The following is a 25,860-nucleotide window of genomic DNA, read 5'->3' as shown; positions in this document are numbered from 1 at the left end:
CTGATGCCCAGTATGACCGATGCCCAGCCGACTACGCCATCCCTTCCCGACGGCACCGGCACGTCGTGGCCTCCGGTTGCCGTGCCCGGCCAACCGGCTGCCTCCGCTGCGCCGCCGCCAGAGGAGGACCGCGACGACGCCACCTCGGCGCCACCGCTCACCGAAGGCGCGCAGATCCTGGCCGACCTGCGGGTGCAGCTCAAGCGGTACGTGGCGATGCCCAGCGAGGAGGCCGTCACCGCGGTGACGTTGTGGACTGCGGCGACGCATCTGCAGCGGGCGTGGCAGCACGCGCCGCGTCTGGCGATCGTCGCGCCGGAGAAGCGGTGCGGTAAGTCCCGGCTGCTGGATGTCGTGACCGAGACGGTGCACAACCGGCTGATCACGGTCAATGCCAGCGCTGCTGCGATCTTCCGGTCGATCGACGGGGATGACCCGCCGACCCTGCTGGTCGACGAGGCCGACACGATGTTCGGCACCACCAAGGCCGCGGAGAAGAACGAGGAGGTGCGCGGCCTGATCAACGCCGGGCACCAGCGTGGCCGGCCGACGCTGCGGGTGTCCGGGCCCGAGCACCAGGTGCAGGAGTTCCCCACCTTCGCCATGGCCGCACTCGCCGGGATCGGCGACCTGCCCGACACGATCCAGGACCGGGCGGTGGTCATCCGGATGCGGCGCCGTGCGGCGGGCGAGAAGGTGGCGTCCTTCCGCACCGGCCGGGACACCCCCGCCCTGAACGCGATCCGCGACCGCCTCCACGCCTGGCTCCAGCCGCTCTACGAGCAGGCCATGGAGATGGAGCCGCCGATGCCGGTCGAGGACCGCGCGGCGGACACCTGGGAGCCGCTGGTCATCATCGCCGACCTCGCCGGAGGCGACTGGCCGGTGCTGGCCCGTGCGGCCTGTCGCGCCATGACCGACTACGAGGCCGGCCAGGACGAGGAGGGCGGCCTGCGCACCCGCCTCCTGGTCGGCATCCGCCGCGCCTTCACCGCCGTCGGCGACCCGGCCGTGCTGAGCACCAAGCACCTGCTGGAGTCGCTGAACGCGGACAGGGAAGCGCCGTGGGCGGAGTACGGCGCCAACGGCCTGACCCCGCGCGGCCTGCAGCTGCTCCTAAAGCCCTACGGGATCGGCTCGGCCAACCGCCGCTTCCCCGACGGCACCCAGGCCAAGGGCTTCGCACGCAACCAATTCCTCGACACCTGGGCGCGCTACTGCCCGGACCCCCAGTCGGCCGACGAGCCCACCTCGTCATCCGACGGGCCGCTGCCCGGCACCGCAGCCTGACTCGACTCCACTCGCATCACTCGTCCCGGCGCAGGTCAGCGCGGGGACGAGTGGGAGTGCTGCAACGAGTCGAGTCGACATCACCACGCCACCCGTACCTGCTCTGACCAGGCACGCAACGAGTGGTACGAGACATCGCACCTCACGGCGGCCACGCCCTGCCCTCCCCTGCACCGCGGCCGCCACCCAAGCCCACCAGGAGCATCCCCGCTTGTTCGCACGCATCGCCGCCCTGCGCGGCACCGACCTGATCCGCCTCGGCATCGCACTGCTCGCCGTATTCGCCTTCGCCCTCTCCTACGACGCTCTGCGCCAGATGGCCGCCGCCATCCACATCCGGGGGCCGCTCACCTACGTCTTCCCACTCGTGATCGACGGGTTCATCGCCGTCGGCGTCGGCGCCCTGCTCATGCTGCGCACCGCACCCTGGTACTCCCGCCTGTACGTCTGGCTGCTCGTCGGCGCGGCCACCGTGACGAGCATCTGGGCCAATGCCGTACACGCCCTCCGCCTCAACCAGCAGGCCCCACAAGGCAATGGGCTCCGTCTCGACGACATCACCGTCGGCGGCCTGTCCGCCATCGCCCCACTCGCTCTGGCCGGCGCCGTCCACCTCTACATCGTCGTCCACCACCACCCCACTTCCCACAGCCCTGCCAATGTGGCGCGAGACTCTGCCGATGTGGCTTCGGACACCACAGACGTGGCTAAGACCCCTGAGCCCTCTTCCGGCCCGCAGGATCACGAGCCCCGCGAGATCGCTCCCGAACGGCTCGCGCTGGCTCGCACCGCGCCACTGGGACGCAAGGGTCGCGCCTCGCGTCGCCACATCGAAGCCACCTTCCGGAGCAAGGACTTGACCATCGGCAGGACGGAGGCGGACAAGCTCAAGGACACCCTGCAGGCCGAACTCGACGCTGTCGCCTCCCAGCAGCCGAAGGAACTCGACACGGTCGCCGCCAGCACTGCCGCCTGAGCCCTGCCTCCACGTCGGCCGCCCCTCTCCCACCGGCCTCGCTCTGTGTCCCCCCTGTGCACCGTGCACGGGGGACACAGGCCCAGCACAGCGAAATACCCGACACCCCAGCACTCCTTGGAGATCCATCCCATGCACGACCCGCACGACGAACTCCCCACCCGCCAGCAGGAGATGACCATCGACCTCAACAGCGCAGCAAGTTGTCGGGTAAGGAGTCCTTACCCGGCCCCCACCCCGCAGGGGGCGGAGGCATCCGGCGCCGGGGCGGCACCGGGGTCGGCCGGCCCAGGGGAGCCGACCGAAACAGGAGAAGCCGAGCCGTCGCCAAGCGCGCCGAAGCAGCCTGCGCCGCGTCGCCGCCTGCGTGACAAGCAACTGCGCGAGCGCCGCGTCCATCCCCGCTACAACGACGCCGAGTTCGCTCTCGTCAAGAACGCTGCCGCTCTGAGCAAGATGGCGCTTGGTGGCTATGTGGCCGAGTGCTCGCTCGCCGCCGCCCGCTCCGACGACCCCACCGCAGCCGTCGCCGACTACCGCGCCATGATCAAGGCGCTCATGGCCGCCAACGGGCAGCTCGGCATGATCGGCAGCAACCTCAACCAGCTCACCCACCACCTCCACAAGGACGGTGCCTGGCCCCACCCCGACACCGTCCAACGACTTCTAGACCGCGTCGAGGCGACCGTCACCGAACTGGACACGGCCATCGCCCAGGTCACTGAGGGGCGGTGAGCGGGTGATACCCAAGATCATCCTCAGCTCGGGCCCGAACGCCACGCGCCGCACGATCGGCTACCTCTACGGCAAGGGCCGCGCCAACGAACACATCGACCCGCACCTCGTGGCGTCCTGGAACGACTTCGCCCCCGACCCCGGCCGCAGCCCCCAGCGCGATCCGAAGGAAGTGATGGCCCAACTCGTCGCCCAGCTCGACCAGCCCGTGAAGATGCTGGGCGACAAGGCGCCCAAGGACACCGTGTGGCACTGCCCCGTCCGCGCCGCGCCCGAGGACCCGATCCTCACCGACGCCCAGTGGGCTGACATCGCCCGCCGCATCGTGGCCGCCGCCGGTATCGCCCCAGACGGGGACAACGAAGCCTGCCGTTGGGTAGCCGTCCGTCACGCCGATGACCACATCCACATCGCCGCCACCCTCGTCCGCCAGGACGGGCGCCGCCCCGAACGCGGCTACGACCAGCGCGCCGTCCAACGCGAGGCCCGCAAGATCGAAATCGACTACGGGCTCAGGCGGTTGAAGCAGGGCGACGGAACCGGCGCCAAACGCCCCACCAGCAAGGAGCACTTCAAGGCCAAACGCCTGGGCCAGGACGCCGCCACCCGCGATGTCCTGCGCCTGCGGGTTCGCCGCGCCGTCGCCGCGGCATCCGACGAGACCGAGTTCTTCGCCCTACTGGAGGCCACCGGCGTGACCGTACGCCTCAAGCTCGGACCCTCAGGCGACGCACTCGGCTGCAACTTCGCCCTGCCCGACGACACCAACGACAAGGGCGAGCCGGTGTTCTACGCGGGCTCCACCCTGGCTCCCGACCTGTCCCTGCCCAAGATCCGCAAGAGCCTCGCCACCACAAGCCCGGAACCGACCGCGGTCCGGCAGGGTGACCCCTGGCACCAGGCCACCGCAGCCACCGACCGCATCCCCCACCACCTCTCCAGCGGTGACGACCAGACCGCCCAGGGGCAGTTGGTCGCTCTCGGTGCGATGCTGGATCTGCTTCCGATCGCCGCGCCGGCCACCGTGAGGGCCGAACTCGAGAAGGCTGCCGTCGCGTTCGAGCGTGCCACCCGCTCCCGTATCGCAGCCGACCTCGACAGCGCCCGTGCTCTCCGCCGCAGCGTCCGGGCGATCTGGCGCGAGCAGCCCTCGGATCGCGACGGGTCCGGTCTCGCGATGCTGCTGGACTCCGTGCTCACAGCGGTGGCCTTCGCCATGCACTGGCACCGCACCCACCAGCACGCCCAGCAAGAAGCAGCGGCCGAACAGGCCCTCATCCACCTGCAGATCGCGTACGCGCAGGTCGCCGAGCCAGTCCTGGCCGGCCTCGCGCAACGCGCACCCAGCGTTCAGATGAAGCAGCGCTTCGCCCGTCACATCCAGCAAGCAGTTCCCGAGCACGCCGAGCGCATCCTCAACGACGCGGCCTGGGATGCGCTCGCCGCCGTGCTCGCCGAAGCAGAGGCCGCCGGACACAACGCCACCACTGTCCTCGACCAAGCGATCGGCCAGCGCACACTGGACGACGCGAACAGCCCTGCCCGCGCACTGACCTGGCGTATCCGCCGCCTCGGCGAGCGTCATGCCCCCGGTCCTCGTGCACAGGCAGCCAAGGCTCGCAACGCCGCCCAGCGCGCCGCTGTCCCGATCCATCCCGTCGTAGCCGCTCCGCCGCAGGCACCACCAACACGGCGCCGCTGATCCAGCGTCCCTACGTGTCCTGAGAAGGGACGACGACCCGTGTCCCGAGATTGAAGGGTGCGCGCATGCCATCCGCCAGCGTCTCCGGCCCGACGTGGGCCAGCGCCCGCAGCGCACTGACCTTGCGCGCGCCTCGCCAGATCTCCGTCTCCGTATCCACAGGGGTGTGGAAAGAGACGACCTCGATCCCCTGCTCCTGGAAGGGCATCGGATCGAGGTAGCGCATGCCGCCCGTGCCGCAGAGATAGGCGGTGCTGCCGGTGAACAGGGCCAGGTCGGCCAGGCGGGTCGAGCGCCCATTGCGGGAGGGCAGCGAACTGCTGCGCAGGATCCTGCCTCGCCACCCGAGGACGCCGAGCAGGGTGCGGACGGAGGTCTCGGTGATGTCGGCGAGGCGGTCGGTTGTGGCGAAGCCGGCCAGCACCGGGTCCACCATCTCCTGGATCGACGGCCAGTGATGGCTGCGGCCGTAGTACTGCCGGATCAGCCCGGCCATCCGGCGACGGCAGCCTTCCGGATCGGCCAGGCGGGCATCTCGGATCAAGGTCGCCCGGCCCTGCGGCAGATGCGTGGCCAGGGAGAGCCACTGCCGCCGGGCCGGGTCGTTCAGGGCTGCCAGGCGTGTGCGGTGCTGATAGTCGCGGCGGGTGAACTGGACGTCGTCCAGGACGATCCACACGTCGGCCGCGTACAGCTTGGCCAGAGTGGACAGGCGCGGGAACAGGTTCGGCTGGTGGATCGCGCACACCCGCCCCAGCTGGGCCGTCGCGGGTATCGCAGGGTCAGGGGCTGATGAGGCGGCTGTCGAAGCCGGAGTGCAGGAGGCGCTCATAAGCGGCATGTACGTCCTCCGGTACGTCCTGCTCGACGGCGAACCCGAGCTTGGGGTACTCGATCACCCGCTGCAGGTCGCCGACGAGCATGTCGACGACGAGCTTCTCGTCGCCGATCGACTTGATGTAGTCGTCCAGTTCGAGCGGCTCGGAGGCACAGATGACCTCGGCCTCGGGCCACAGCTTGCGGCAGGTCGCGTACGAGCGGCGCTCCATGTACGGCTTGGAGATCAGCATCAGGGAGTCGACCTGGATGCCGGCCTGCTGGAGCAGGTCGCGGGAGAGGGTGATGTTCTGGCCGGTGTTGCCGGCGTTGGACTCGACGAGGATCGCTTCGTCTGGGACGCCGAGGGACAGGGCGTGCTCGCGATAGTGGACCGCTTCGCCGCGCGGGAAGCGGGCGCGGGTGGTGGGGCTGTTGCCGCCGCTGAAGACCAGGATCGGGAAGAGGCCGGCGCGGTAGAGGTCGGCGGAGGCGGTGGCGACGCCGAGGTCGTGGCTGCCCAGGCCGATCGCCGCCGAGCAGGGGCGGGGTTCGTGGCCCATCTGGTGGTAGTTCCAGATGAGTTCGGCGTCGTGGAACTGCTCGTCGGTGATGGTGCGCTGCTCGCGGTCCGGCACTGCGACTCCCTGGCTCATCCTTGCTGACCCTTTCTGATGCCCTCGATGCTGCGCAGCTGGTGGCTCAGGCCGTATTGCAGTGCCACCTGTGCTGCTTGGTCGAGGACGGACAGCCCATCATTCCGGGTTGCCGGGTCGGACAGAAGGATGTGCCCGTGCGCGGTGTCCAGGCGCACGCGTTGCATCGGGGAGTCGACGGTGCCGCTCTGCCGGGCGATGTCGATGTAGTGCAGTGCCTGGGTCAGGTCGCCGGCACCGCGGTGGGCGAGGGCAAGTTTCTGGTGGGCGACCGACCAGTCCTCGGGTTCGCCGAGGTCTTCGAACTCGCGGGTGGCGGTCGCCATGGCGGTGGTGGCGTAGGCATGGTTGCCCTCCTTGCTGAGCGCGGTGCCGACCCAGAGGCGGGCACGGGCTCGGTCGCGACGGCTGAGGCGTTCGTCGGTCGCCAGCTGTTCGTACTGGCGGGCGGAGTGGTCGAGCTGGCCGGCCATCTCGTTGACGACAGCGAGGGAGAGTTCAATCTGGGCAACGCGGCGCGGGATGTCGAGCTCGGCGAACAGCCCGCGAGCAGCGGCATACGACTGCCGAGCGGAGAGCGGGCCCAGGATTGCACCCTGATCGCGCTGAAGGTCACCGCGCAGGGCCAGTGAACGCCCGTACAGATACTGCCCCTTGGGATCAAGCGTGCGCGGGTTGTGGGCGCCGAGCCAGCGGTTGAGCAGGCTGGCGGCGAAGGTGAAGTTCTGGCGGCTGAGGCTGACGATGGTGCGGTCGATGTCCTCGGTCCACGTCTCGTAGTCCGCTGCTCGCTCGCCGGCCTGACTGCCCCCGAAGACCAGACGCTCGAAGCGAGCCTGCGAGTGCGTATCGGCGCGGGCAAGGGCGGTGTCCAAGATGGCCTGGGTGTCCGGGCGCGGCTGAGTGGTCTCGCCGAGGTCCTCCCATTTGGCCACGGTGCGCAGGGCCACCCCGAGGTGTTCGGCGAAGGCCCGCATGCTCATGCGCAGGGCGGCACGCAGGGCGCTCGCCTCTCGGCCGGTCCACTGCTGCACGCTGACCACGGGCTGCCTCCCTCCGCCTCGTATGGAAGCACGCACAGTGAGCAGCCGGAGCGGAAAGTGCAACGGAAGTGCAACAGGCAGTCATTTCAAGGCCGTTCTGTCACCACGACGCTGCTGGCATGGCATCCGAACCCCTCACCGAACACCGATCGGTCCACGGCCCGAACGTCTACGGCTATCTGCGACACGGCCGAGGCGGGCCTGCACGCCGCCAGGCCCTCGCCGAATCCCTGGCGCTGTACTGCATCCAGCACGAGCTGACCTTGTGTGGCGTATTCACCGAGGCCGACATCTTGGCCCGCGACATCCGCGCGCCGGCCTTCATGGGGGCGCTCGACGTCCTAGCCCTGCCGGATACGTACGGGCTCGTCATCCCCGCCCGCAGTCACCTCGGGCCCAAGCACGTCGCCGTGGAGCGTGAGCGACAGATAGCCGACCTCGACGTCCGCCTCATGATGATCCGGCCCCCACAGTCGAGGCGGGCCCATACGCCTGCCGGAGCCGGCAGATCAGCAGAGGGCGGTGCGTGATGCACCTGCGCGAGGCCCTTCGTCGGGCGCCGCTCATCGACGACCTCCCTGGCCTGCGCTTTCTGGCGGCCGGCAGCGGCTGGGACCTCCTCCGCGTGCCCGCAGAGCCCGGCTTCTGGGCCCTGGCCATCCTGCGTACGACCGGACAAGCCCTTGGCCCTGTGCTGTACGACCAGCCCAGCGCCCGTCTGTACTTCGCCATCCCCTCCGGCACCACCGGCACCTGGCAGGACCTGCCCGTACGACTGCTCTCCCACGGCTCCTGGCTGGTCGCCCCAAACCCGTACCGCGCCCACGAGTACTTCGGCGGCTGGTGCGAACTGCCCGACGACGACACCCTCACCGACCCCGAGAAGCTCCGTCATGCCCTCCACCAGCACCAGCCCACCTCCCCCACACCCGAAGAGAGGCCGTTATGGAAACCTTCGAACGCGCCCGCCTTGACGCCTACTTCAGTCGCATCGCCTCCCGCTTCACCCCGGCCGAGCGCCCTGCAGCATTCCTGATCACCCACCTGCTGCCCGAACGGCCCGCCTTCGTACGAGGAGTGGGCGCCGTCACCGAACTGCGCGCCGTGCTCCCCAAGCCCAAGTCCGTACACGACCAGGCGCTGCGCCAGGTCGAGGCCGACGGCTACGCCTGCGACAAACTGACCCGCGACCTGTTCGCCGATCCGGACCGAGCTCTGCGCTACTTCGAGGAGCGTGCCGCCGGCCGCCAGGTCGTCCTCCTCGACGTCGGCGGCTACTTCGCCCCTGCGCTCGACGCGCTGTGCGACCGCTTCTCCGGCCAGATCCTCGGCGTCGTCGAGGACACCGAGAACGGCCACCGCCGCTACGCCGACCACGACAAACTCCCCTGCCCCGTCATCTCTGTGGCCCGATCGCCACTCAAAGACCCCGAAGACTTCCTCGTCGGCCAGTCCGTCGTCTTCTCCACCGAGGCGCTGATGCGCGGACGCGGCGACATCCTGCACGGCCGCACCGCCCTCGTGATCGGCTTCGGCAAGCTGGGCAGCTCCATCGCCCGCCTGCTGCACGCCAAGGGCATCCGCGTCACCGTCTACGACATCGACCCGGTACGCCGCACACAGGCGCTCTCCCAAGGATTCACCGTCGCCCGTGACCGCGCGAGCGGACTCGAGGACGCCGGCCTTGTACTGTGCGCCACCGGATCACTGTCTCTGCGCGGCGAGGACTTCGCCCGACTGCGCAACGGGGCGTACGTCGCCACCGTCACCAGCAGCGAGGACGAACTCGAACTCGCCGGACTGCCCGACGTGTACGAGCGAGCCGGCATCGGCGACCACGTCACCCGCTACCTCACCACCGGCCACTACTTCTATCTCCTCAACGGCGGCAACGCCGTCAACTTCCTGCACGGCGCCAGCGTGGGACCGTTCATCTTCCTCGTCCAGGCCGAGATACTCGCCGCCTCCACCGCCCTCACCCGCGGCGGCCTCGACCCCGGACTCCACGAACTCCCGCCCACCGACCGCGCCACCATCGCCGCCACCTGGCTCGACTACTTCAACCGCTAGGAGACCCCGCCCCGTGCCCATCACCGCAGCCCACATCCGCACCACGCTCGACGACTACCTCGATGCCCACCCCGAGGAGAAGGTGCCCCTCGCCTCGCTCGTGGAACTCCTCGACGCCGAGGCCGACCTCACCTCACGCAAGGAGTTCCGCGGCCACGTCACGGCCGGCGCAATCCTGGCCGACCCTGATGGACGCATCCTGCACATCCGCCACCTCGCGCTGCAGTGCTGGCTACTGCCGGGCGGCCACCTGGAGGCCCATGACGACACCCTCAGTAGTGCCGCGCAGAGGGAACTGACCGAGGAGACGGGCATTCCCACTTGTGTGGTCACCCCTGCCGACCACAGGCCGATCCACATCGACGCCCACCACATCCCCGCCAACCCGGCCAAGGAAGAGCCCGAACACCGCCACTTCGACTTCCGCTTCCTCTTCCGTACGTCCGCCGACGTCATCGAGCTGCAGACCGAGGAAGTCACCGCAGCAACCTGGCGCGACGCAGACACCATCGCCGATGTGGCGCTGAGGGGCCGGGTGCTGCGCGCCTTGCGTTGACGTTCGCTGCCCGTGCGTGGACAGGCGAGCCCGAGAACCGCGAGCCTCACAAGCATGCCCAGGTCCGTTGGGCAGACGCCGGCTCCATCGCCGAGGAGCCGAACATGCGGACTGCCGGTGGCAGTCCGCAGCCGGATTCTGGGCTGTTGCGTCTTGCCCTGCTGGTTCTACCATGCGAGGTAGCGGAGAACTCAGGACGGCCGTTTGCAGATGTCGGCCGACCCCGTCTCCCATTGCTCCGGCCCCCGGACCCGGGCCTCAGCTCCAATGTGACCGTGTGGGCGGCCGGAGCCGCGCATGCGCCGACTCACGGCGGTTCCGGCCCTTCGTCCTCCTGGCTTGTTCCAGCCGGGGTGAACTCCCGCGCACCCCGGGTGCCGGTGAGGACGGTGGGTGCGAGGACCGCATGGAGGGGAGCCGCGGTTCTCGCGCTCGTGGCCGCCGCCGACGTTGGCCCATGCCTCCGGCGGCGGCCCGTCACACAACGGGCAGGAGCTGCTTGGGAGTTCAACTACCCGTTGCTGTTTCGTCTATGCCGTGCCCGGCATGCTGGGCACGGCGGGTGCTCACCGCATGGGTTGTCAAGTGGTGTGCCTCAACCGGTACGGCGGGCTGCGAAGCCAGAGTCCGGCAGGCGTTCGGGAGGCAGTGGGTCGACCGGGACCAGGGCCGCACAGCCCCACGATAGTCCCCGCCAGGCAAGCCTGGTAGGGCTTCGCCTCAGCTGCCCTTGGCGTCATCGGCGTCCAGGTGCAGCCGGTATGCCAGCGCCTGGCGGGCGATGGTGAGCAGGGGTTGCTCGTGGCGGAAGGCGTGGCCACGCAGCCGGGCCAGGGCGTGGGCGCAGTCGATGCCGAGCTGGGCGGCGAGCAGGCCGGTGGCCTGGTGGACCTCGGCGAAGTGCAGGCTGGTGCCGTTCAGGAGTCGGCTCGCGTCGCCGGGATCGGCGGCGCGGTGGATGAGGTACTGGGCGAGCAGGTCGGCCAGGATCAGCGCGGAGGTGAGCTGGTCGGTGGTCATGGGTCCGCGAGTGGTGCGGTGGCCGGTCAGGACGCCGATCGCGATGATCCCGATGCGCAGGGGAAAGGCGAACACCGCATGGATACCTAAGTCCAGGAGCGGGCCGGGCAGGCCGGGCCAGCGGGTGGGATCGAGGGCGGCCACGTCGGTGACGAGAACCATGACACCGCTACTGGCCGCCTCAGGGCTGGGGCCTTGGCCTTGGGTCAGCTGCAGGTCCTCCAGGGGCGCGGTGTGCTCGCCGAAGGCTTGCACGAGCTCACCCGACCTGCCGCCAGGCGCCAGGAGGAAGGCAAGCCCGTCCAGTCCGAGTTCCCGGCCGGCGTCCTGAAGTGGCAGGGCGGGCAGCCCCGGACCGTGATGCGCGTCCAAGGCGCGCAGCAGCGAAGCCTCGATCGGATACCGCATGGCTCTCCCGTCCCCGAACTCTCCCGGACTGGGCCTGACAACGACGTCATGCCTCGGGGTCCAGTAGGTCGGCTCCGGCGGTGCCGTTGAGGACCTGGCGGGCCACATCGGTGAGCTTGGCCCCGTGGTTGCGGGCATGGCTGCGCATCCGGGTGAAGGCGTCGTCCACGCTTGAGTGGTGGCGGTGGGCGAGGTAGCCCTTGGCCTGTTCGATGATGACCCGGGAGTCCAGCGCGTACTGGAGCTGTGCGATGACAGTCATCTGCTCATGGACCGTTCGCTGTTGGAGGATGGCGATGGTGGCGGTGTCCGCCAGTGCCTGGGCCAGGCGCAGCTGGCCGGCAGCCAGGGGGCCGGGCCGGTCGCGGAACAGGTTGAGTGCGCCGATCACCTGCTCCTGCCAGCGCAGCGGGGCTGCCACCACCGAGGTGAAGCCCAACTCCAGGGCGCGTGGCGTGAAGTGGGGCCACCTGGTGCGGGCAGCCGCGGTGTCCAGGCGTACATCGGCGATGGGGGCGCGGGTGTGGAAGCAGTCGCGACAGGGGCCCTCGTCCCATTCGACGCCGTCCAGCTCCAGCGCACGGGTGCGTACGTCGGAGGCGGCGGCCTCCACCACACGGCCCTGCGGGATGCCCAGCAGCACGCCGGCCGCCGCCACATCCAGCAGATCCACACAGTGGTCGGTCAGAGTGTGCAGGAATCCGATCACGTCGAAGTCGCGCACCAGAGTGTCGGCGAGTTCGACGAACGCGGACGCAAGCCGCTCCTCGCGCGGCACTTCAGGCATGGCGGTTGCACCGCTCTTCCCTGATAGGACACTCCGCAAGGCGGCCGAGGCCGACGGCTGCTCGCAGAGTCAGGCGACAGCCCGCCGAGCAGAGTGAGAATCATCGGCCGCACTGGACCGCTGATGTCCGCTGGCGAAGGTTCGCACTCTCCCCTCACACCCGTCGTCGCCGAACACCGGCATCAAGAGGTACGTGCACGTTGGTGGAGGCATCCGCGGACTCACCCCTACGCTACCCCGATTCGCCGCAGCCAGGCAGGGCGCCTGTGGAATTCCGGCTTCCGCACCACGATGCGGTCCCCGGCACTCCCAGCCGCAAGGGGATACGTCACCAGCCCCTCGCGCCTTGTCCGGTCCTGCGTTGTCGCGAACCCAACGGCCGTTCTTTTGAGCGGTGTTGCGCCATACCCGTGCCGGATCGGCAGGGGCGGAGTCAGAATGGTCTCAGGGCATGCTCCACACCCGCCGTAGATCACGGAGCGGCCCGAGCCGCCGGGGAGAGGTGATCAAGGTGGCGCAACCGGAGCGGGACGAGCGACTGGCACGAGCCTTTGTGGAGCTGGCGGACACGCTGGTGGACGGCTTCCATCTGGTCGACTTTCTGCACGTCATGACCGATCACGTGGGCGAGCTCCTTGACGTGGCAGCGGCCGGGGTGATCATGGTCGACGCCCAGGGGCGGCTGGTGAATGTCGCCGCCTCCACCCACAGCGCGTACCAACTGGAAGAGGTACAGCTGGAGTTCGACGAGGGGCCGTGCCGGGACTGCTGCCGGCGGCATGAGAGTGTCGGTCCCGTGGACCTGGCCGGGCCCACGGCCGCCAGACGGTGGCCGCGCTTCACCGAGGCGGCCCTCGCCGCCGGGTTCGCCGCCGTAGCAGCGCTGCCGCTGCGGCTGCGTGAGGAGGTCATCGGGGCGCTGAACCTCTTCCACACCCACCCCGGCGCCCTGTGCCCGGCCGACCTGCGTCTGGGCCAGGCCCTGGCGGATGCGGCAACCATCGGCATCCTGCACCAGCGCCTGGCCCGTGACCAGGCCGAGCAGGTCGGCCAGTTGCACACGGCGCTCAACAGCCGGATCGTGATCGAACAGGCCAAGGGAGTCCTCGTCGCCCGCCTGGACATCCCGCCCGACGCCGCCTTTACCCGACTGCGCGCCCACGCACGAGCTCACCGCAGTTCACTGACCCTGCTGTGCGCACAAGTCATCGAAGGCACCGCGGACACCGACCTGTTCGCCACACCGCCCGCCGACGCCCCGCACCGCCCCTGACGCCCGCATCACCGCGCGCACCGCGTCCCTCAGCCAAGGAGGTCCCGCTGTGCCCGCAGACACCCCCGACCTCACCGGGCTCCTCGCCGCGGCCACCGAGACCGGCCAGGGTCTCGCGGCCCTGCCGCCCGCCGCATGCGCGGCCGCACTGGGCCTCGACTCTTTGGCCATCTCCCTGTCCAACCGAGCCGGCCTCGAACTGGTCTGGCACGACCCGGCCGACACCGTCGCCACCGCCTTCGAAGACCTGCAGTACACCCTCGGAGAGGGCCCCACCTGCGACGCCGCCCGCACCGGCGAACCCGTGATCGTGCCCGACCTGCACGCGGTGCCGGAACACCGCTGGCCCGCCCTACTGCCCGCCACCCACAACCACCCGGTACGCGCCGTCTACGCCCTACCGCTGCATCTGGGCGCCATCCGGCTCGGAGCCCTCACCGGCCACCGCAGCACACCCGCGAGCCCCACCCGCACACAGATGACCGACGCCCTCACCCTCGCCGAAACCGCCACCCTCATCATCCTCACCCCCACAGGCACCCACGACCTGAGCAGCCACAACCCACTGCCCCTGCACCGCGCCCTGGTCCACCAGGCAACCGGCGCCCTCAGCGCCCGACTGCACGTCCCCATCGACCAGGCCCTGGCCCGGCTGCGCGCCTACGCCTTCACCCACGACCGCCCCCTCCTCGACGTCGCCCACGACGTCGTCCATCAACAGTCCCGCCTGGACTCGCCCTCCTGATCCGAATCCGTACACCTTGTCGGGCGCGAGCTGAAACGCCGACCACGGCGGAAGCACCGGACGGTGGCAGCTCAGCCGTGCCGTGCGGGGTTCGCAGAGTCAGCCACAGCCACGTCGGCCATGACGGCCAAGTTCCTCCGTCGCCCCGAGGCGGTGCAGGATACTGACGGATCAGGACAGTTGGCCGAGCAGGACGGGTGGAGGTGTCGAGGATGCGGCCCGAGCACCGCGACAGCGACGACACCGCGACACAGAGGAACATCACGGACGCCCTGGCTGCGGCCGCCCGTAGAGTCGCCCCCCGCCAGGTTCCCGCGGCGCTGTGCCGGCTGTGCGTGGAACTACTCCCCGTCACCGGTGCCTCCGTGTCTCTGACCGCAGGCGGCTCGGTCCACACCCTGTGGTGTGCCAGTGACAGCACTGCGGCCCGTCTCGCCGAGGCCCAGTACACGCTTGGTGACGGTCCGTGTCAGACAGCCGTGGATCTGGTGGCACCGGTCATCGCCGCGGACCTCACGCGAGGGCCGGACGCCCGCAGATGGCCGGTATTCGCCCACCAGGCCATCGAGCTGGGGGTGCGGTCGGTGTGCTCGCTGCCGCTGGGCAGCAGTGGACAGGCGATCGGCACCCTCGATCTGTACCGCGATACGGCAGGCACCTTGTCCGGGCAGGAGCTGCAGATCGCTCTGCTGGTACGGGACACGGCCACCTTCGCGGTACTGAATCTGATGCCTGACCCGGACGGAGACGGTCAGGCACCCGAGGGCGGAGTAGCGTCATGGGTAGAGGCCGCGGAAGCCGACCACGCGGAAGTACACCAGGCCGTCGGCATGATCATGGTCCAGCTGGGAGTTGACCCGCAACAGGCCCTGGACCGACTCAGAGCCCGCGCGTTCACTCAGGGGCGCACGGTGACCGAGCTCGCCCGCGACGTCCTCACTCGAACCCTCCGCTTCCATCAAGAAACAGGGCAGGATCCGGGCGACGCGGAGCGGCAACCCGGAACAGAACAAGAGGGACGGTGAACGGTTCGTGGACCGTGAACAGCAGCTCGCCGAGGCATTCGTCGGGCTGGCCGACACCCTCGCCGACGACTTCGACCCGGTCGTCCTCCTCGACCAGCTGGCCCGGCACTGCGTCACCCTGATCGGTGCCGCCGAGACCGGCATCATGATGGCCACCGCCCGGGGCAGTTTGCGCACCATGGCCGTCTCCGATGACGGCGCCGCCCTGTTCGAACTGTTCCGGCTGCAGGCCGACGAGGGCCCCTGCCTGGACTGCTACCGCACCGGAGAGCCCGTCAACGCCACCGACCTGGGCGAAAGCACCGACCGTTGGCCGCAGCTGGCGCCACTCGCGGTCCGGGCCGGCTACCGGGCCGCACACGCCCTGCCGCTGCGCGCCGACCACCAGGTCATCGGCGCGGTCAATCTGCTGCTCGAATCACCGGGCGGCCTGCCCGACGCCGAGCTGCGTCTGGCGCAGGCCCTCGCCGACGTCGCCGCCCTCGCCCTGATTCACTATCGCCCCGAGCCGGTCCGGCCCACCGACATCCTCACCCGCGTCCAGTCCACCCTGTCCGCCAAGGCCGCCGTCGAGACCGCCACCGGCATGCTCGCCCAACACGGCGACCTTGGCCTGGCCCAGGCCCACCAAGCCCTGCGCACCTACTGCAGGACCAACGGCGGACGCCTCGTCGACGCTGCCCAGGCACTCATCCGCGGCGACCTCGACCCGGCCACCGTCCTGGCCGCCGCGCCCTGACCCGTCCCTTGTGGAAGCCGGCGCCGAGCATCCCGGACCTGGCCGGGTGCGCCCATCGCGACATCCGGCGCAGGACAGAAGCGCCCGTGCGGGGGCATGGATACTCACCCACGCAAGCACGCTGGGAGCCGTTTGGGAGCCGACTTACTCCCGAAGCCCCGCCCACACCACGCGAGGCCGACCGATACCACGCCCCTGACCAGCGGAAATGCCATCCGTGCAGGCAAGATCAGCAACCGAACCTCATTCGGGACGAAGAGGTCGTGGGTTCAAATCCCGCCACCCCGACAGCTGAAATACCAGGCCAGGCCCGGTACTGAGAGATCAGTACCGGGCCTGATGTGCGTTGGGGGCCACATTTTGAAAGCCAGGTCAGACCCAGTCTGACCTGGCTTTTTCTGTTTCTGGAGAGCTGATGGGGAGGGCGCGGCTCCCTCGGCCCGTGCCGCCAGATCCAAAGGGCGCGCGAAGGGAATGCTGGGGCGCAGACCTTGCGCGGAGGGGTGCACGCGGACACGTGCTGGGGAGGGTCGCAGAGCCGAGGACTGGTCCTCCAGCTGTCCGTGCCATTTTACGGAAATGCGCCAACTGCCTTGAAAGCGGCGGGAGATCGCCGAGTTCCGAGCCTTGGGGCGGTAGGGTCCGTGCAGGATGCACCGGGTTCTGGTGTGCCCTGGACCAGAAAGGCGAACGTGATATCAAGCCGTAAACCCTCACGTACCACCTGCGCGGTGACCGCGGTCATCGGGCTGCTGACCGCCCTGATCGCCGCAACGCTGGCGATGCCGGGGGCAGCCTCTGCGCAGGAGGGAGATCCGCCGGACCGGCCGGCGAACTGGAACATGCAAGGAGGCACGTACAAGTGGGCGGAGGCCAGTCGGCTTCTGAACACGCACAACGTCGTGGCGCTCCAGGAAGCTCCGCTGGACGCCAATGGCAGCCCGGCAAGCCTCCCTGCCGGCTCGCGGCGTCTGGAGCAGAACGAGCTCCCGCACCCTCGTGAGGTGAACGGTGGTCTGCCGTACGGCGTGGGGGCCTACGCCTACCGCCCGGACGGCACCTCGCGTGGCGCCGAGCGGTACTTGTACTACCTGCCCGTTGTGGGCGATGACGAGAACCCGCAGCGCATCACCCGGGCGCTCGCCTTCCTGACCACCCAGCCGGTGCAGGACGTGGCCGTCATCGCCAACCCCTATGACCCCTACCGGCTGCGGCCGCTCCTCGGGGTGAGGCCCGCGGGCAGCAACGTGATGCACTTCAGCATTCACGGCAGCGCCGGCAGCACCGGGGGCGGCCGCGGCTTCGATACACCTCGGCTGGTGTCCCTGGCTGCGGCGTACGCACACGGCCACGGCTGGGACTGGGCCGTCCTGGGTGACTACAACCGGGAACCCGAGAGCTGGGAAGGGGAACGCCAAGGCGACTGGCACTTGCACGCCCCCAACCAGGCCACGCACCAGAGCGGCCGGGAACTCGATTACATGATCAGCAACCTCGACCCATGGGCCTGGAACGCCACGGTCCTGAACAACGGGAGCAGCGACCACTGGCCGGTGGCCTACGGCGCCCTGGCCGCCGGGGCCGGCGTGCCGGCGGCGGACGAGATCCACGCCCCCAGCGCGGGCGCCGCGATGGTCCTCGACGCAGCGGGCGCGTCTACGGACAACGGGACCCAAATCATCACCTACGACGACGAGAACCGCCCCAACCAGCAGTTCCAGTTCGTCGAGCAGGACGGGCAGTGGATCGGCGGGCACCCCGTCCTGCGCATCCAGCTGGCAGGCACCAACCAGTGCATCGACCGCTCGGCCAAGCCCGTTGAGCAGGGCAACGGCAGTGCGCTCCTCCAGCTCCAGAGCTGCCACGGCCCGAACGAAAACCTCCAGGACAGCCAGAACTTCACCCAGCTGTCCGGCGATGTCTCCGGAGCCTTCCGGCTGCGCCATGCGGAGACCGGCAATTACGTCGATGTCCTGGGCGATGCGTTCGGCAGGCGTTCCCCTCTGGGCATCTGGCCCTACAAGTACAAGGCGGGGAACCAGAACCTCGGAGACTGGGACCGCGACGAGCTCTGAGGTGCCAGGCCGCCGGGCTCCTGGCGGCCGGGAAGCCGCCCTGGGCTACGCGGTCCCGCTGCCTTCTTCAATCGGCGGGGCCGAGTTCTGCGGGCCGACTCGCAACCCGAACCCTCCCGACACCACCCAAGACCAACCACCCCGACAGCTGAAATACCAGGTCAGGCCCGGTACTGAGAAATCAGTACCGGGCCTGATCTGCGTTGTGTGTGGCTCGGGCGTCGTCCGCGTCGTGTCGGCTCCGGTCCCTCCCCACGTGGGGACCGGCACCGATACGTCGCGGACGACGCCCGCCCCATGCCGTATCGGCGTATCGGCATGGAATGGGGGATTTCCGGATCTGGAGTGATTGCCTATGATCCGGATGGGAGGGGAGGCAAAAGTCTGTTGACATCACGTGCCGACACCGTCGCAACTCGAGCGGAATTCAGACTCAGAAACATGCGGTGCCTTGAGTCGCCGCTCCGAGCACCGAGCTGGTGACCTGCCAGGACGCCGCGTAGTTGGCTCGCTACTGCGTCGTGATCCTGCCAGCTGTGGCGTGTCCGGGGGAGATTGGGGCGGCATCCGGAGTCCTAAACCGCAGGTCAGCCGTATAAAGTGAGTTTTCCGGTCCGGATGTTCAAGGGCAGCGGAGGGAAGGGGTGGACGCCTTGAGTTCCGACTCAGGGGCACGCACAGCCTTCGCGGAACGCCTCGCGCTGCTGTACTCGGAAGCCGGTAACCCTCCTCTCAAGCGCGTCTCCGATTCCGTCGTAAGACTGCAGCGGGTCGATGAAAGAGGGCGGCCCGTAAGGGTGTCCGCGCAGCGGATCAGTGACTGGCGGCGGGCCAGGAATGTGCCTGCCCAATTCGCCGCCCTCGCAGCCGTTCTGCACATCCTGATACCTGAAGCGCGGCGGGAGCGGCCCGCGCCGGTCTCCGCCGGGCTGTACGACATGGCTCAGTGGCAGCGCCTGTGGGAGCACGCGGTGTCCGGGGCCGTCGCGGAGGACGACGAGGCGCGGGGTGCCGTCGAGGAGTCGGCCGCTGCGGGCGTGTGTCCGTACCGGGGGCTCGCCTCGTACCGGCAGCAGGACGCCCAGTGGTTCTTCGGGCGGGAGCGGAGCACGGACTCGCTCGTCGCCCAGCTCCGTGCGGCACAGACCTCGGGCGGCGGGCTCGTCATGCTCGTGGGTGCCTCGGGGGCCGGGAAGTCCTCCCTGCTCAACGCCGGGCTGGTGCCTGCCCTGGAGAGGGGGGTGTTGGGGGGCGAGGGGGAAGGGGGTGGTGTGCGGCAGTTTGTGCCGGGGAGTGATCCTGTCGGGGAGTTGGTCCGGCAGATCCCTGAGCTTGCTCGGCTCATTCCCGAGGGGGGTGTGGTCGGGCGGTCCGATGGCAGGGATTCCGTCGTTCTCGACGGGCGGCCCGTCGTCATCGTCGATCAGTTCGAGGAGACCTTCACCCTCTGCTCGGACGAGGCGGAGCGGCGTACCTTCATTCGGCTGCTGCATGATCTCGGCTCGCCCGCCGACGGTGGTGAGCGGGCTGCCGCCGTCGTCGTTCTCGGGGTCCGCGCCGACTTCTACGAGGAGTGCCTGGCCTATCCCGAGCTGGCCGACGCGCTGCAGCACCGGCACATGGTGCTCGGGCCGCTGACCGCCGCGGAGTTGCGCAAGGCCGTGACGGGGCCGGCCAAGGCCGTGGGGCTCGAGCTGGAGCCGGGGCTCGCGGAGTTGATCGTGCGGGAGGTGAGCACGGACGGGCCGCGCGGGGCTCATGACGCGGGCGTGCTGCCACTGCTGTCGCATGCGCTGCTCGCCACCTGGCAGCGGCGGAAGACGGGACGGCTGACGCTGGCCGGGTACCGGGCCGCCGGAGGGATCCAGGGGGCGGTGGCGGCGACCGCCGAGCGGGCCTGGTCCGGTCTCGACCCGGCGGCGCGCACGGCCGCGCGGCTGCTGCTGCTCCGGCTCGTACGGCTGGGAGAGGACACCCAGGCCACACGGCGGCGGGGGACGCGGCGGCAGTTGGCGGACGAGTCGACGGATCCGGGCAAGACCGAGGAGTCGCTCGAGGCGCTGGTGCGCGCCCGGCTGGTGACGCTCGACGCGGAGACCGTGGAGATCACCCACGAGGCGCTGCTGCATGCCTGGCCGCGGCTGCGGGACTGGATCGACGAGGACCGCAATGACCATTTGCTGCGGCAGCGGCTCGAAGAGGACGGACGTGCCTGGGAGGACTCCGAGCGGGATACGGCGCTGCTGTACCGGGGGTCCCGGCTCGAACAGGCCCGGGGCTGGGCGAAGTCGGCCGGTGACACCTTCCTGACGCGGAGCGCGGTGGACTTCCTGGCCGCCTCGGCCCGGCTGCGCCGACGTACCGTATGGATACGCCGTGCCGCCGTGTCGGCGCTGCTCGTGCTGGCCATGGTGGCGGTCAGTGCCGCGGTGATCGCCTGGCGGCAGCGGGACGACGCGGTGTTCCAGCAGGTGGTCGCCGAGGCCGATCGCGCGCAGTTCACCGATCCGTCGCTCTCCGCCCAACTTGATCTTGTGGCACATGATTTGCGGTCCGACGACGAAGGTGTGCGGAACCGGCTCGTCTCCATCGTGAACGCGCCCCTTGCGACGCCGCTCATCGGGCACACCGGCGCCGTCTACCTCACCTCCTTCAGCCCGGACGGCAAGACCCTCGCCACCGCCAGCTACGACCGCACCGTGCGGCTGTGGGACGTACGGGATCCGCGGCATCCGCGCGCGCTCGGCAAACCCCTGACCGGGCACACGAGTTGGGTCAGCAGCGCGGTCTTCAGCCCGGACGGCAACACCCTCGCCAGCACCGGGGACGACGGGACGGTGCGGCTGTGGGACGTCCGCAACCCCCGGCATCCGCGGGCGCTCGGCGGGCCGGTGGCCGGGCACGGCGGCACGATCTATCTGCTCGCGTTCAGCCCGGACGGGCGCACGCTGGCCGCCGCCGCCGACGACCGCAAGGTGCACCTGTGGGACATGGCGGACCCACGGCGCCCGAAGGCGCTCGGCTCCCTGACCGGGCACTCCGCCGCCGTGCGCTCCGTGGCGTTCAGCCACGACGGGCGCACCCTCGCGGCCGGTGGCGACGACGGCTCCATCAGGCTGTGGGACATGGCCGATCCACGGCGCCCCCAGCGCATCGGCACCGCCCTGACCGGGCACACCGGCACGGTGCACTCCGTGGCCTTCAACCCCGACGGGCGCACCCTCGCGAGCGGCGGCGTGGACGACACCGTACGGCTGTGGGACGTGAGCGACCCGCGGCACGCGAAGTCGCTCGGGGCGCCGCTCGCCGGACACACCGGGCCCATCTGGTCGGTGGCGTTCAACCCCGACGGGTCCATGCTCGCGGCCGCCAGCGCGGACAGCACGGCGAGCCTGTGGAACGTGAGCGACCCGGCGCATCCGTCGCAGGTCGGGGAGCCGCTCGCGGGCAGCAGCGGGGAGATGTACGCCCTCGGCTTCAGCCCGGACGGGAAGCGGCTCGCCACCGGGACCGGCGACAGCAAGGTCCGGCTGTGGTCGATACCGACCTCGGACATGCTCGGCAGGACCGGGGCGTTCCGGCCGGACGGGAAGGTGCTGGCGACGGCCGCGCGGGACGACAAGGTGCGGCTGTGGAACGTGCAGCGCCCCAAGAGCCCGAGGGCGCTGAGCACACCCTTCAAGCCCAGTGCGGGGGACGTGCGTTCGCTGGTGTTCTCCCCCGACGGGCGGACCCTCGCCGTGCTGACCGGAAGCAGCGCCGTGCAGCTGTGGGACGTCTCCGATCCGGGCCGGCCCGTCGCCCACGGCCCGGCCACGACCCTGCGCACCCGCTTCACCGGCCCCCAGGCGCTGGCCTTCAGCCCGGACGGGCGCACGCTCGCGACGGCGCAGACCGACCGCACCGTTCAACTGTGGGACGTCGCCGCGCCGTCCCGGCCGCGCCCGCTCGGGGCGCCGCTCCCCGGCCACAAGGGATACATCAACTCCCTCGCCTTCAGCCCGGACGGCGACTCCCTCGCCAGTGGCAGCGCGGACGGCACGATCCGGCTCTGGAACATCGCCGACCGCCGCCACGCCGTGCGCCTCGGCGCGCCGCTCACCAGCCATCTGGGGCCGGTCAACACGCTGGCGTACAGCCCCGACGGGCACACCCTGGCCAGCGGCAGCGACGACGGCACGGTGCGGCTCTGGGAGATCGCCGACTCCGGGCGGGCGACGCGCCTCGACTCCCCCCTCACCGGCCACACCGACGCGGTGGTGTCGCTGACGTTCAGCCGGGACAGCCGGACGCTCGCGAGCGGCGGCAACGACAACACGGTCCGCCTGTGGGACGTCGCGCAGCCCTCCGACCCCGAACCCATCGGCCAGTCGATGAGCCCCAACGCCAAGACCGGCAGCTTCCTGTCCTTCAGCCCGCGGACCGACCTGCTCGGGGTGTCGAGCGGCGCGGACACCGTACGGCTGTGGAACCTGGACGCCGACGAGGCGATCCAGCGGATCTGCGCGACCACGCGGGGCGTGCTGACGCCGGAGAAGTGGGACGAGTATCTGCCGCGCCTCTCGTACGAGCCGCCGTGCGACGAGAAATGACCACAACTGCGCACTCTGGCCGAACAGTTGGCTCCCATCGCAGAAGCAACCTTGTTACGGTGGTGCCCGGCCCGATCGCTGGCGGATCCCCCGTCGCCAGCGATCGGGCCCTTCGCAACCCTGAAAGGCGGTGAGCCGTGAGCCGGCGCATCTGCATCGTCACGGCCGTGCACGGACCGTCGGCCCGCTTCCTGCCCGACGCGTACACATCGCTGTGCGCACAGGAGTTGCCCGACGGGTGGGACTGGCACTGGCTGGTCCAGGAGGACGGCGAGAGCGACGCGGTCGCGCCGTACGTGCCCGCCGACGAGCGCGTGACGTTCCGGCAGGGGCGGCCCGGCGGCCCCGGGGTCGCCCGCATGATGGCCCTGGCGCACGCCGACGGCCCGTATGTGAAGGTCCTGGACGCCGACGACCAGCTGCCCCCGGGCACGCTCGCCCGCGACCTGGCGGCACTCGAGGCCGACCCCGGCATCGGCTGGGCGACGTCGCGCGCGCTCGACCTGCTGCCCGACGGCAGGACGGTCGGCTTTCCCGGGGACCCGGAGCCCGGCCCGATCGAGCGCGGCGCCGTGACCGACCACTGGGCCGCGCACGACTACCGGGCGCAGGTCCACCCGGCGACGCTGTGCGTACGCCGCGACCTGCTGCTCGCGGTGGGCGGCTGGATGGCGCTGCCCGCCTCGGAGGACACGGGCCTGCTGCTGGCCCTCAACTCCGTTTCCCGCGGCTGGTTCTCGCCCGAGGTCGGCCTCCTCTACCGCAAGTGGGAGGGGCAGGCGACGGGCCAGGCGGCGCATGGGGACGCGGTGGAGCGGGAGGCGCGGATGGCGGTGGTGGCGGCCAGGGCGCGGGTGCTGGAGGGGCTGGGGTGGCGGTATCCGCTGTCCCGGACAAGATCCTGACCGGCGGGGACGCTCTCTCCGCTGTCCGGGACACACCGAACCCATGGCCACTCCCCTCCCCTCCTGGGCACGGTTGCGGCTCATCGACCGGGCTGGGTCTACTGCAAGAACGTCAGCGCGGGCTGCTGAGCTCCGCCGCGTCGACGCGCGAGAAGACCAGCTCCGTCTCCCCCTCGATCGGTTGCCGCAGGCGGACGGGGGAGGCGGGGCGGCGCAGGGCCCGCGGGTAGTGGGCCGCCGCGTAGTCCGTGGGCAGTCGGTAGGCGTGGAACCCGGCCCTTTGCATCGTCTCCATCAACTCATCGATCGAGTCGCCGAGTTGGGCCATGCGGTCCGGTGTGACCTCGACGGCCAGCTCCACGTCCGGGCGGAGCCGGTCGAGCAGGGGGGCGAGTCCGCGGACCACGGCGCCCTCCGCACCCTCCACGTCTATCTTGATCACGCGGGCCCTGGTCACCTCGTCCGGCTCCAGGAGCTCCGTCAGCGGCAGCGCCTCGGTCTCGAAGCGGGATTCCGCCGGACCCGCGTACGGGACGATCGAGTTGGCGCCCATGTTGTGCGAGCTGGCCAGGACGAAGGTCAGGGTCTTCTCGGTGTCCGAGACCGCTGTGTTGAGCGCTCTGATGTTGGCGCAGCCGTTCAGGGCGGCGTGCTGAACGAGCCTGCTGTGGAAGGCGGGTGAGGCTTCGATGGCCACCACCTTTCCCGTACGGCCGACCAGGCGGGACCCGAGCACCGCGAACACGCCGATGTTGGCGCCGACATCCACCATGACGTCGCCGGGGCGCAGACGGCCGCGGAGCCAGTGGGTCATGTGGGGCTCCCAGGCCCCGAAGAGGTAGAGGTAGCGCTGGATCAAGTCCTGGGTGTCGACGGCGAATCGGGCGCCGGACACGACGTCGACCACGCGCCGGCGCGGGTGGTCGCGCAGCCGGGGGTTGAGCAGACCGGCGGCCAGCGCCCCCTTGAGGAGCGAGCCGGGGGCTCGGCGGACGTAGGCGCGGCCGAGCGTGACGGCGGCCTCCGCAAGGGGGTTGCTCATCCGGTCGCCTCTCTCTGCGGATCAAGGGAGCAAGATCACGTAGATCAGGACGAAGGATAACGCTGAGGGCGGCCCCGCCCTCAGCGTCGTCGGCGGACGAACTCCTCGCTCAGTAGGGCAGATTGCCGGCGCTGTCCCGGTCGAAGGGCAGGTCCAGCATGCGGATCGCGTTGCCGCGCAGGAGTTTGTACTGGATGTCGTACGGCAGATGGCCGACGTGATCCGCCGCCACCTTCTTCGTGTGCGGCCACGTCGAGTCGACGTGCGGGTAGTCGGTCTCGAAGGTCGCGTTGTTCACGCCGACCGTCTCGATCGCCTCCACGCCGTGCTTGTCGCGGAAGAAGCAGCAGAAGATCTGCCGGTAGTAGTAGGTCGACGGCGGCTCGGGGATCAGGTCCTTCACCCCGCCCCACGCCCGGTGCTCCTCCCACACGTCGTCCGCGCGCTCCAGGGCGTACGGGATCCAGCCCATCTGCCCCTCGCTGTAGGCGAGTTTGAGCCGCGGGAACTTCACCAGGACGCCGGAGAAGAGGAAGTCCATCATCGACGCCATGGCGTTGTTGAAGCTCAGCGACGCCTGGACGGCAGGGGGTGCGTCGGGCGACGCCGCCGGCATCTGCGAGGACGAGCCGATGTGCATGTTGACGACGGTCCCGGTCTCCTCGCAGGCCGCGAAGAACGGGTCCCAGTAGCCGGAGTGGATGGACGGGAGCCCTAGGTACGTCGGGATCTCGGAGAACGTCACCGCGCGCACGCCCCGCGCCGCGTTCCGCCTGATCTCGGCGACGGCCAGGTCGACGTCCCACAGCGGGATCAGGCACAGCGGGATCAGGCGGCCGCCGCTGTCGCCGCACCACTCCTCCACCATCCAGTCGTTGTACGCCCGGACGCAGGCGAGGCCCACCTCCTTGTCCTTGGCCTCCGCGAACGTCTGGCCGCAGAAGCGCGGGAAGGTCGGGAAGCAGAGCGACGCCTCGACATGGTTGACGTCCATGTCCGCCAGGCGCGCCTTCGGGTCCCAGCAGCCGCGCCGCATCTGCTCGCGGGTGATGCCGTCGAGCGTCATCTCGTCGCGGGAGAAGCCGACGGCCGCGATGATGCGCTTGTACGGGAAGATGTCGCCCTCGTACTCCCACCAGTCGGTGATCTGGCCGTCCGGGTCCGTCGTGAACTTGTACTTGCCGCCGATGTACTCCAGTTCGCCGATACCGGCCGTGAAGGGCTTCGGCCCACGGTCCCGGTACTTGCTCGGGAGCCACCTCTCGAAGAGGTGCGCGGGCTCGATCACGTGGTCGTCCACGCTGATGACCCGGGGGAGCTCCTTGGTGCCGACGTCGTTCTTGACCACTGCTTTGCCCCCTACTGCCTGCCGGTTTCGGCATCTCGAATCTGACGATCCATCAGA

General features: G+C 70.0%; 22 protein-coding genes. 15 read left to right on the top strand and 7 right to left on the bottom strand.

Translation table 11 applies throughout. The features are described from left to right. Window positions 1-12: 12 nt before the first annotated feature. From ACFWYM_RS13465 to ACFWYM_RS13450, 4 genes are all read left to right on the top strand, one after another. Window positions 13-1,290 carry a DUF3631 domain-containing protein gene (locus ACFWYM_RS13465; RefSeq protein WP_384834831.1) on the top strand — a complete coding sequence of 426 codons (1,278 nt, stop codon included), beginning with the start codon at window positions 13-15 and terminating at the stop codon, window positions 1,288-1,290. 211 nt (window positions 1,291-1,501) lie between these two features. Then, window positions 1,502-2,266, top strand: coding sequence for a DUF2637 domain-containing protein (locus ACFWYM_RS13460; RefSeq protein WP_384834828.1), 765 nt, complete (start codon window positions 1,502-1,504; stop codon window positions 2,264-2,266). A 132-nt stretch (window positions 2,267-2,398) separates the two neighbouring features. Further along, entirely contained in the window at window positions 2,399-3,001 is a 603-nt protein-coding gene (locus ACFWYM_RS13455; protein ID WP_384834826.1) for a plasmid mobilization protein, read from the top strand. A gap of 4 nt (window positions 3,002-3,005) precedes the next feature. After that, complete coding sequence (locus ACFWYM_RS13450; RefSeq protein ID WP_384834823.1) at window positions 3,006-4,703, top strand: mobilization protein; 1,698 nt, start codon at window positions 3,006-3,008, stop codon at window positions 4,701-4,703. Window positions 4,704-4,713: 10 nt separating this feature from the next. Here ACFWYM_RS13450 and ACFWYM_RS13445 read toward each other — a convergent pair whose 3' ends face one another. Genes ACFWYM_RS13445 through ACFWYM_RS13435 form a run of 3 tightly spaced genes read right to left on the bottom strand, consistent with a single transcriptional unit; the run spans window position 4,714 to window position 7,218 of the window. Next, on the bottom strand, window positions 4,714-5,451 hold the full coding sequence (locus ACFWYM_RS13445; RefSeq protein ID WP_384834820.1) for a WbqC family protein: 738 nt from the start codon (window positions 5,449-5,451) through the stop codon (window positions 4,714-4,716). Window positions 5,452-5,485: 34 nt separating this feature from the next. Then, window positions 5,486-6,175 (bottom strand): YdcF family protein, encoded by a 690-nt coding sequence (locus ACFWYM_RS13440; protein WP_384834817.1) that lies wholly within the window; start codon window positions 6,173-6,175, stop codon window positions 5,486-5,488. Next, on the bottom strand, window positions 6,172-7,218 hold the full coding sequence (locus ACFWYM_RS13435; protein WP_384834814.1) for a helix-turn-helix domain-containing protein: 1,047 nt from the start codon (window positions 7,216-7,218) through the stop codon (window positions 6,172-6,174). Before ACFWYM_RS13435 ends, ACFWYM_RS13440 begins: the two co-directional genes overlap by 4 nt. A 119-nt stretch (window positions 7,219-7,337) precedes the next feature. Here ACFWYM_RS13435 and ACFWYM_RS13430 point away from each other — a divergent pair, with 119 nt between their 5' ends. The 4 genes from ACFWYM_RS13430 to ACFWYM_RS13415 are packed head-to-tail and all read left to right on the top strand — an operon-like array spanning window position 7,338 to window position 9,844. Next, on the top strand, window positions 7,338-7,748 hold the full coding sequence (locus tag ACFWYM_RS13430) for a hypothetical protein (protein WP_384834811.1): 411 nt from the start codon (window positions 7,338-7,340) through the stop codon (window positions 7,746-7,748). After that, window positions 7,748-8,254 carry a hypothetical protein gene (locus ACFWYM_RS13425; RefSeq protein WP_384834808.1) on the top strand — a complete coding sequence of 169 codons (507 nt, stop codon included), beginning with the start codon at window positions 7,748-7,750 and terminating at the stop codon, window positions 8,252-8,254. The genes ACFWYM_RS13430 and ACFWYM_RS13425 overlap by 1 nt, the downstream gene beginning before the upstream one ends. Next, window positions 8,164-9,288: an adenosylhomocysteinase gene (locus ACFWYM_RS13420; RefSeq protein WP_384834805.1), complete on the top strand. Its 1,125-nt coding sequence runs from the start codon at window positions 8,164-8,166 to the stop codon at window positions 9,286-9,288. Before ACFWYM_RS13425 ends, ACFWYM_RS13420 begins: the two co-directional genes overlap by 91 nt. Before the next feature lie 13 nt (window positions 9,289-9,301). Next, entirely contained in the window at window positions 9,302-9,844 is a 543-nt protein-coding gene (locus tag ACFWYM_RS13415) for an NUDIX hydrolase (protein ID WP_384834802.1), read from the top strand. Window positions 9,845-10,564: 720 nt separating this feature from the next. On the opposite strand, the gene ACFWYM_RS13410 is transcribed toward ACFWYM_RS13415, so the two are convergent. Then, complete coding sequence (locus ACFWYM_RS13410; protein WP_384834799.1) at window positions 10,565-11,272, bottom strand: GAF and ANTAR domain-containing protein; 708 nt, start codon at window positions 11,270-11,272, stop codon at window positions 10,565-10,567. A gap of 46 nt (window positions 11,273-11,318) precedes the next feature. Then, window positions 11,319-12,059, bottom strand: a complete 741-nt coding sequence (locus tag ACFWYM_RS13405; protein WP_384834796.1) for a GAF and ANTAR domain-containing protein — start codon at window positions 12,057-12,059, stop codon at window positions 11,319-11,321. Window positions 12,060-12,570: 511 nt separating this feature from the next. Between ACFWYM_RS13405 and ACFWYM_RS13400 the strand changes: the two genes are divergently transcribed. The 7 genes from ACFWYM_RS13400 to ACFWYM_RS13370 all read left to right on the top strand — a co-directional run bounded on the left by ACFWYM_RS13400 (window position 12,571) and on the right by ACFWYM_RS13370 (window position 23,413). Then, window positions 12,571-13,332, top strand: coding sequence for a GAF and ANTAR domain-containing protein (locus ACFWYM_RS13400; RefSeq protein ID WP_384834793.1), 762 nt, complete (start codon window positions 12,571-12,573; stop codon window positions 13,330-13,332). A gap of 49 nt (window positions 13,333-13,381) precedes the next feature. Then, window positions 13,382-14,077, top strand: a complete 696-nt coding sequence (locus tag ACFWYM_RS13395) for a GAF and ANTAR domain-containing protein (protein ID WP_384834790.1) — start codon at window positions 13,382-13,384, stop codon at window positions 14,075-14,077. Between the two features lie 212 nt (window positions 14,078-14,289). Beyond that, entirely contained in the window at window positions 14,290-15,102 is an 813-nt protein-coding gene (locus ACFWYM_RS13390) for a GAF and ANTAR domain-containing protein (RefSeq protein WP_384834787.1), read from the top strand. 7 nt (window positions 15,103-15,109) lie between these two features. Beyond that, on the top strand, window positions 15,110-15,841 hold the full coding sequence (locus ACFWYM_RS13385; protein WP_384834784.1) for a GAF and ANTAR domain-containing protein: 732 nt from the start codon (window positions 15,110-15,112) through the stop codon (window positions 15,839-15,841). Window positions 15,842-16,572: 731 nt separating this feature from the next. Further along, the gene (locus tag ACFWYM_RS13380; RefSeq protein WP_384834781.1) at window positions 16,573-17,916 is read left to right on the top strand and encodes a hypothetical protein; all 1,344 of its coding nucleotides are present in this window, start codon (window positions 16,573-16,575) and stop codon (window positions 17,914-17,916) included. 644 nt (window positions 17,917-18,560) lie between these two features. Next, window positions 18,561-22,508, top strand: a complete 3,948-nt coding sequence (locus ACFWYM_RS13375) for a hypothetical protein (RefSeq protein WP_384834778.1) — start codon at window positions 18,561-18,563, stop codon at window positions 22,506-22,508. Between the two features lie 137 nt (window positions 22,509-22,645). Then, the gene (locus ACFWYM_RS13370) at window positions 22,646-23,413 is read left to right on the top strand and encodes a glycosyltransferase family 2 protein (protein ID WP_384834775.1); all 768 of its coding nucleotides are present in this window, start codon (window positions 22,646-22,648) and stop codon (window positions 23,411-23,413) included. Between the two features lie 112 nt (window positions 23,414-23,525). On the opposite strand, the gene ACFWYM_RS13365 is transcribed toward ACFWYM_RS13370, so the two are convergent. Together ACFWYM_RS13365 and ACFWYM_RS13360 are read right to left on the bottom strand one after the other, a co-directional pair. Then, window positions 23,526-24,455: an FkbM family methyltransferase gene (locus tag ACFWYM_RS13365; protein WP_384834771.1), complete on the bottom strand. Its 930-nt coding sequence runs from the start codon at window positions 24,453-24,455 to the stop codon at window positions 23,526-23,528. 109 nt (window positions 24,456-24,564) lie between these two features. Continuing rightward, on the bottom strand, window positions 24,565-25,803 hold the full coding sequence (locus ACFWYM_RS13360) for an amidohydrolase family protein (protein WP_384834768.1): 1,239 nt from the start codon (window positions 25,801-25,803) through the stop codon (window positions 24,565-24,567). Window positions 25,804-25,860 lie beyond the last annotated feature (57 nt).

The organism is Streptomyces sp. NPDC059009 (assembly GCF_042740175.1).
Classification (GTDB): domain Bacteria; phylum Actinomycetota; class Actinomycetes; order Streptomycetales; family Streptomycetaceae; genus Streptomyces.
The sequence above is the reverse complement of the archived record's forward strand: the minus strand, read 5'-3'. Positions and strand labels throughout refer to the sequence as shown.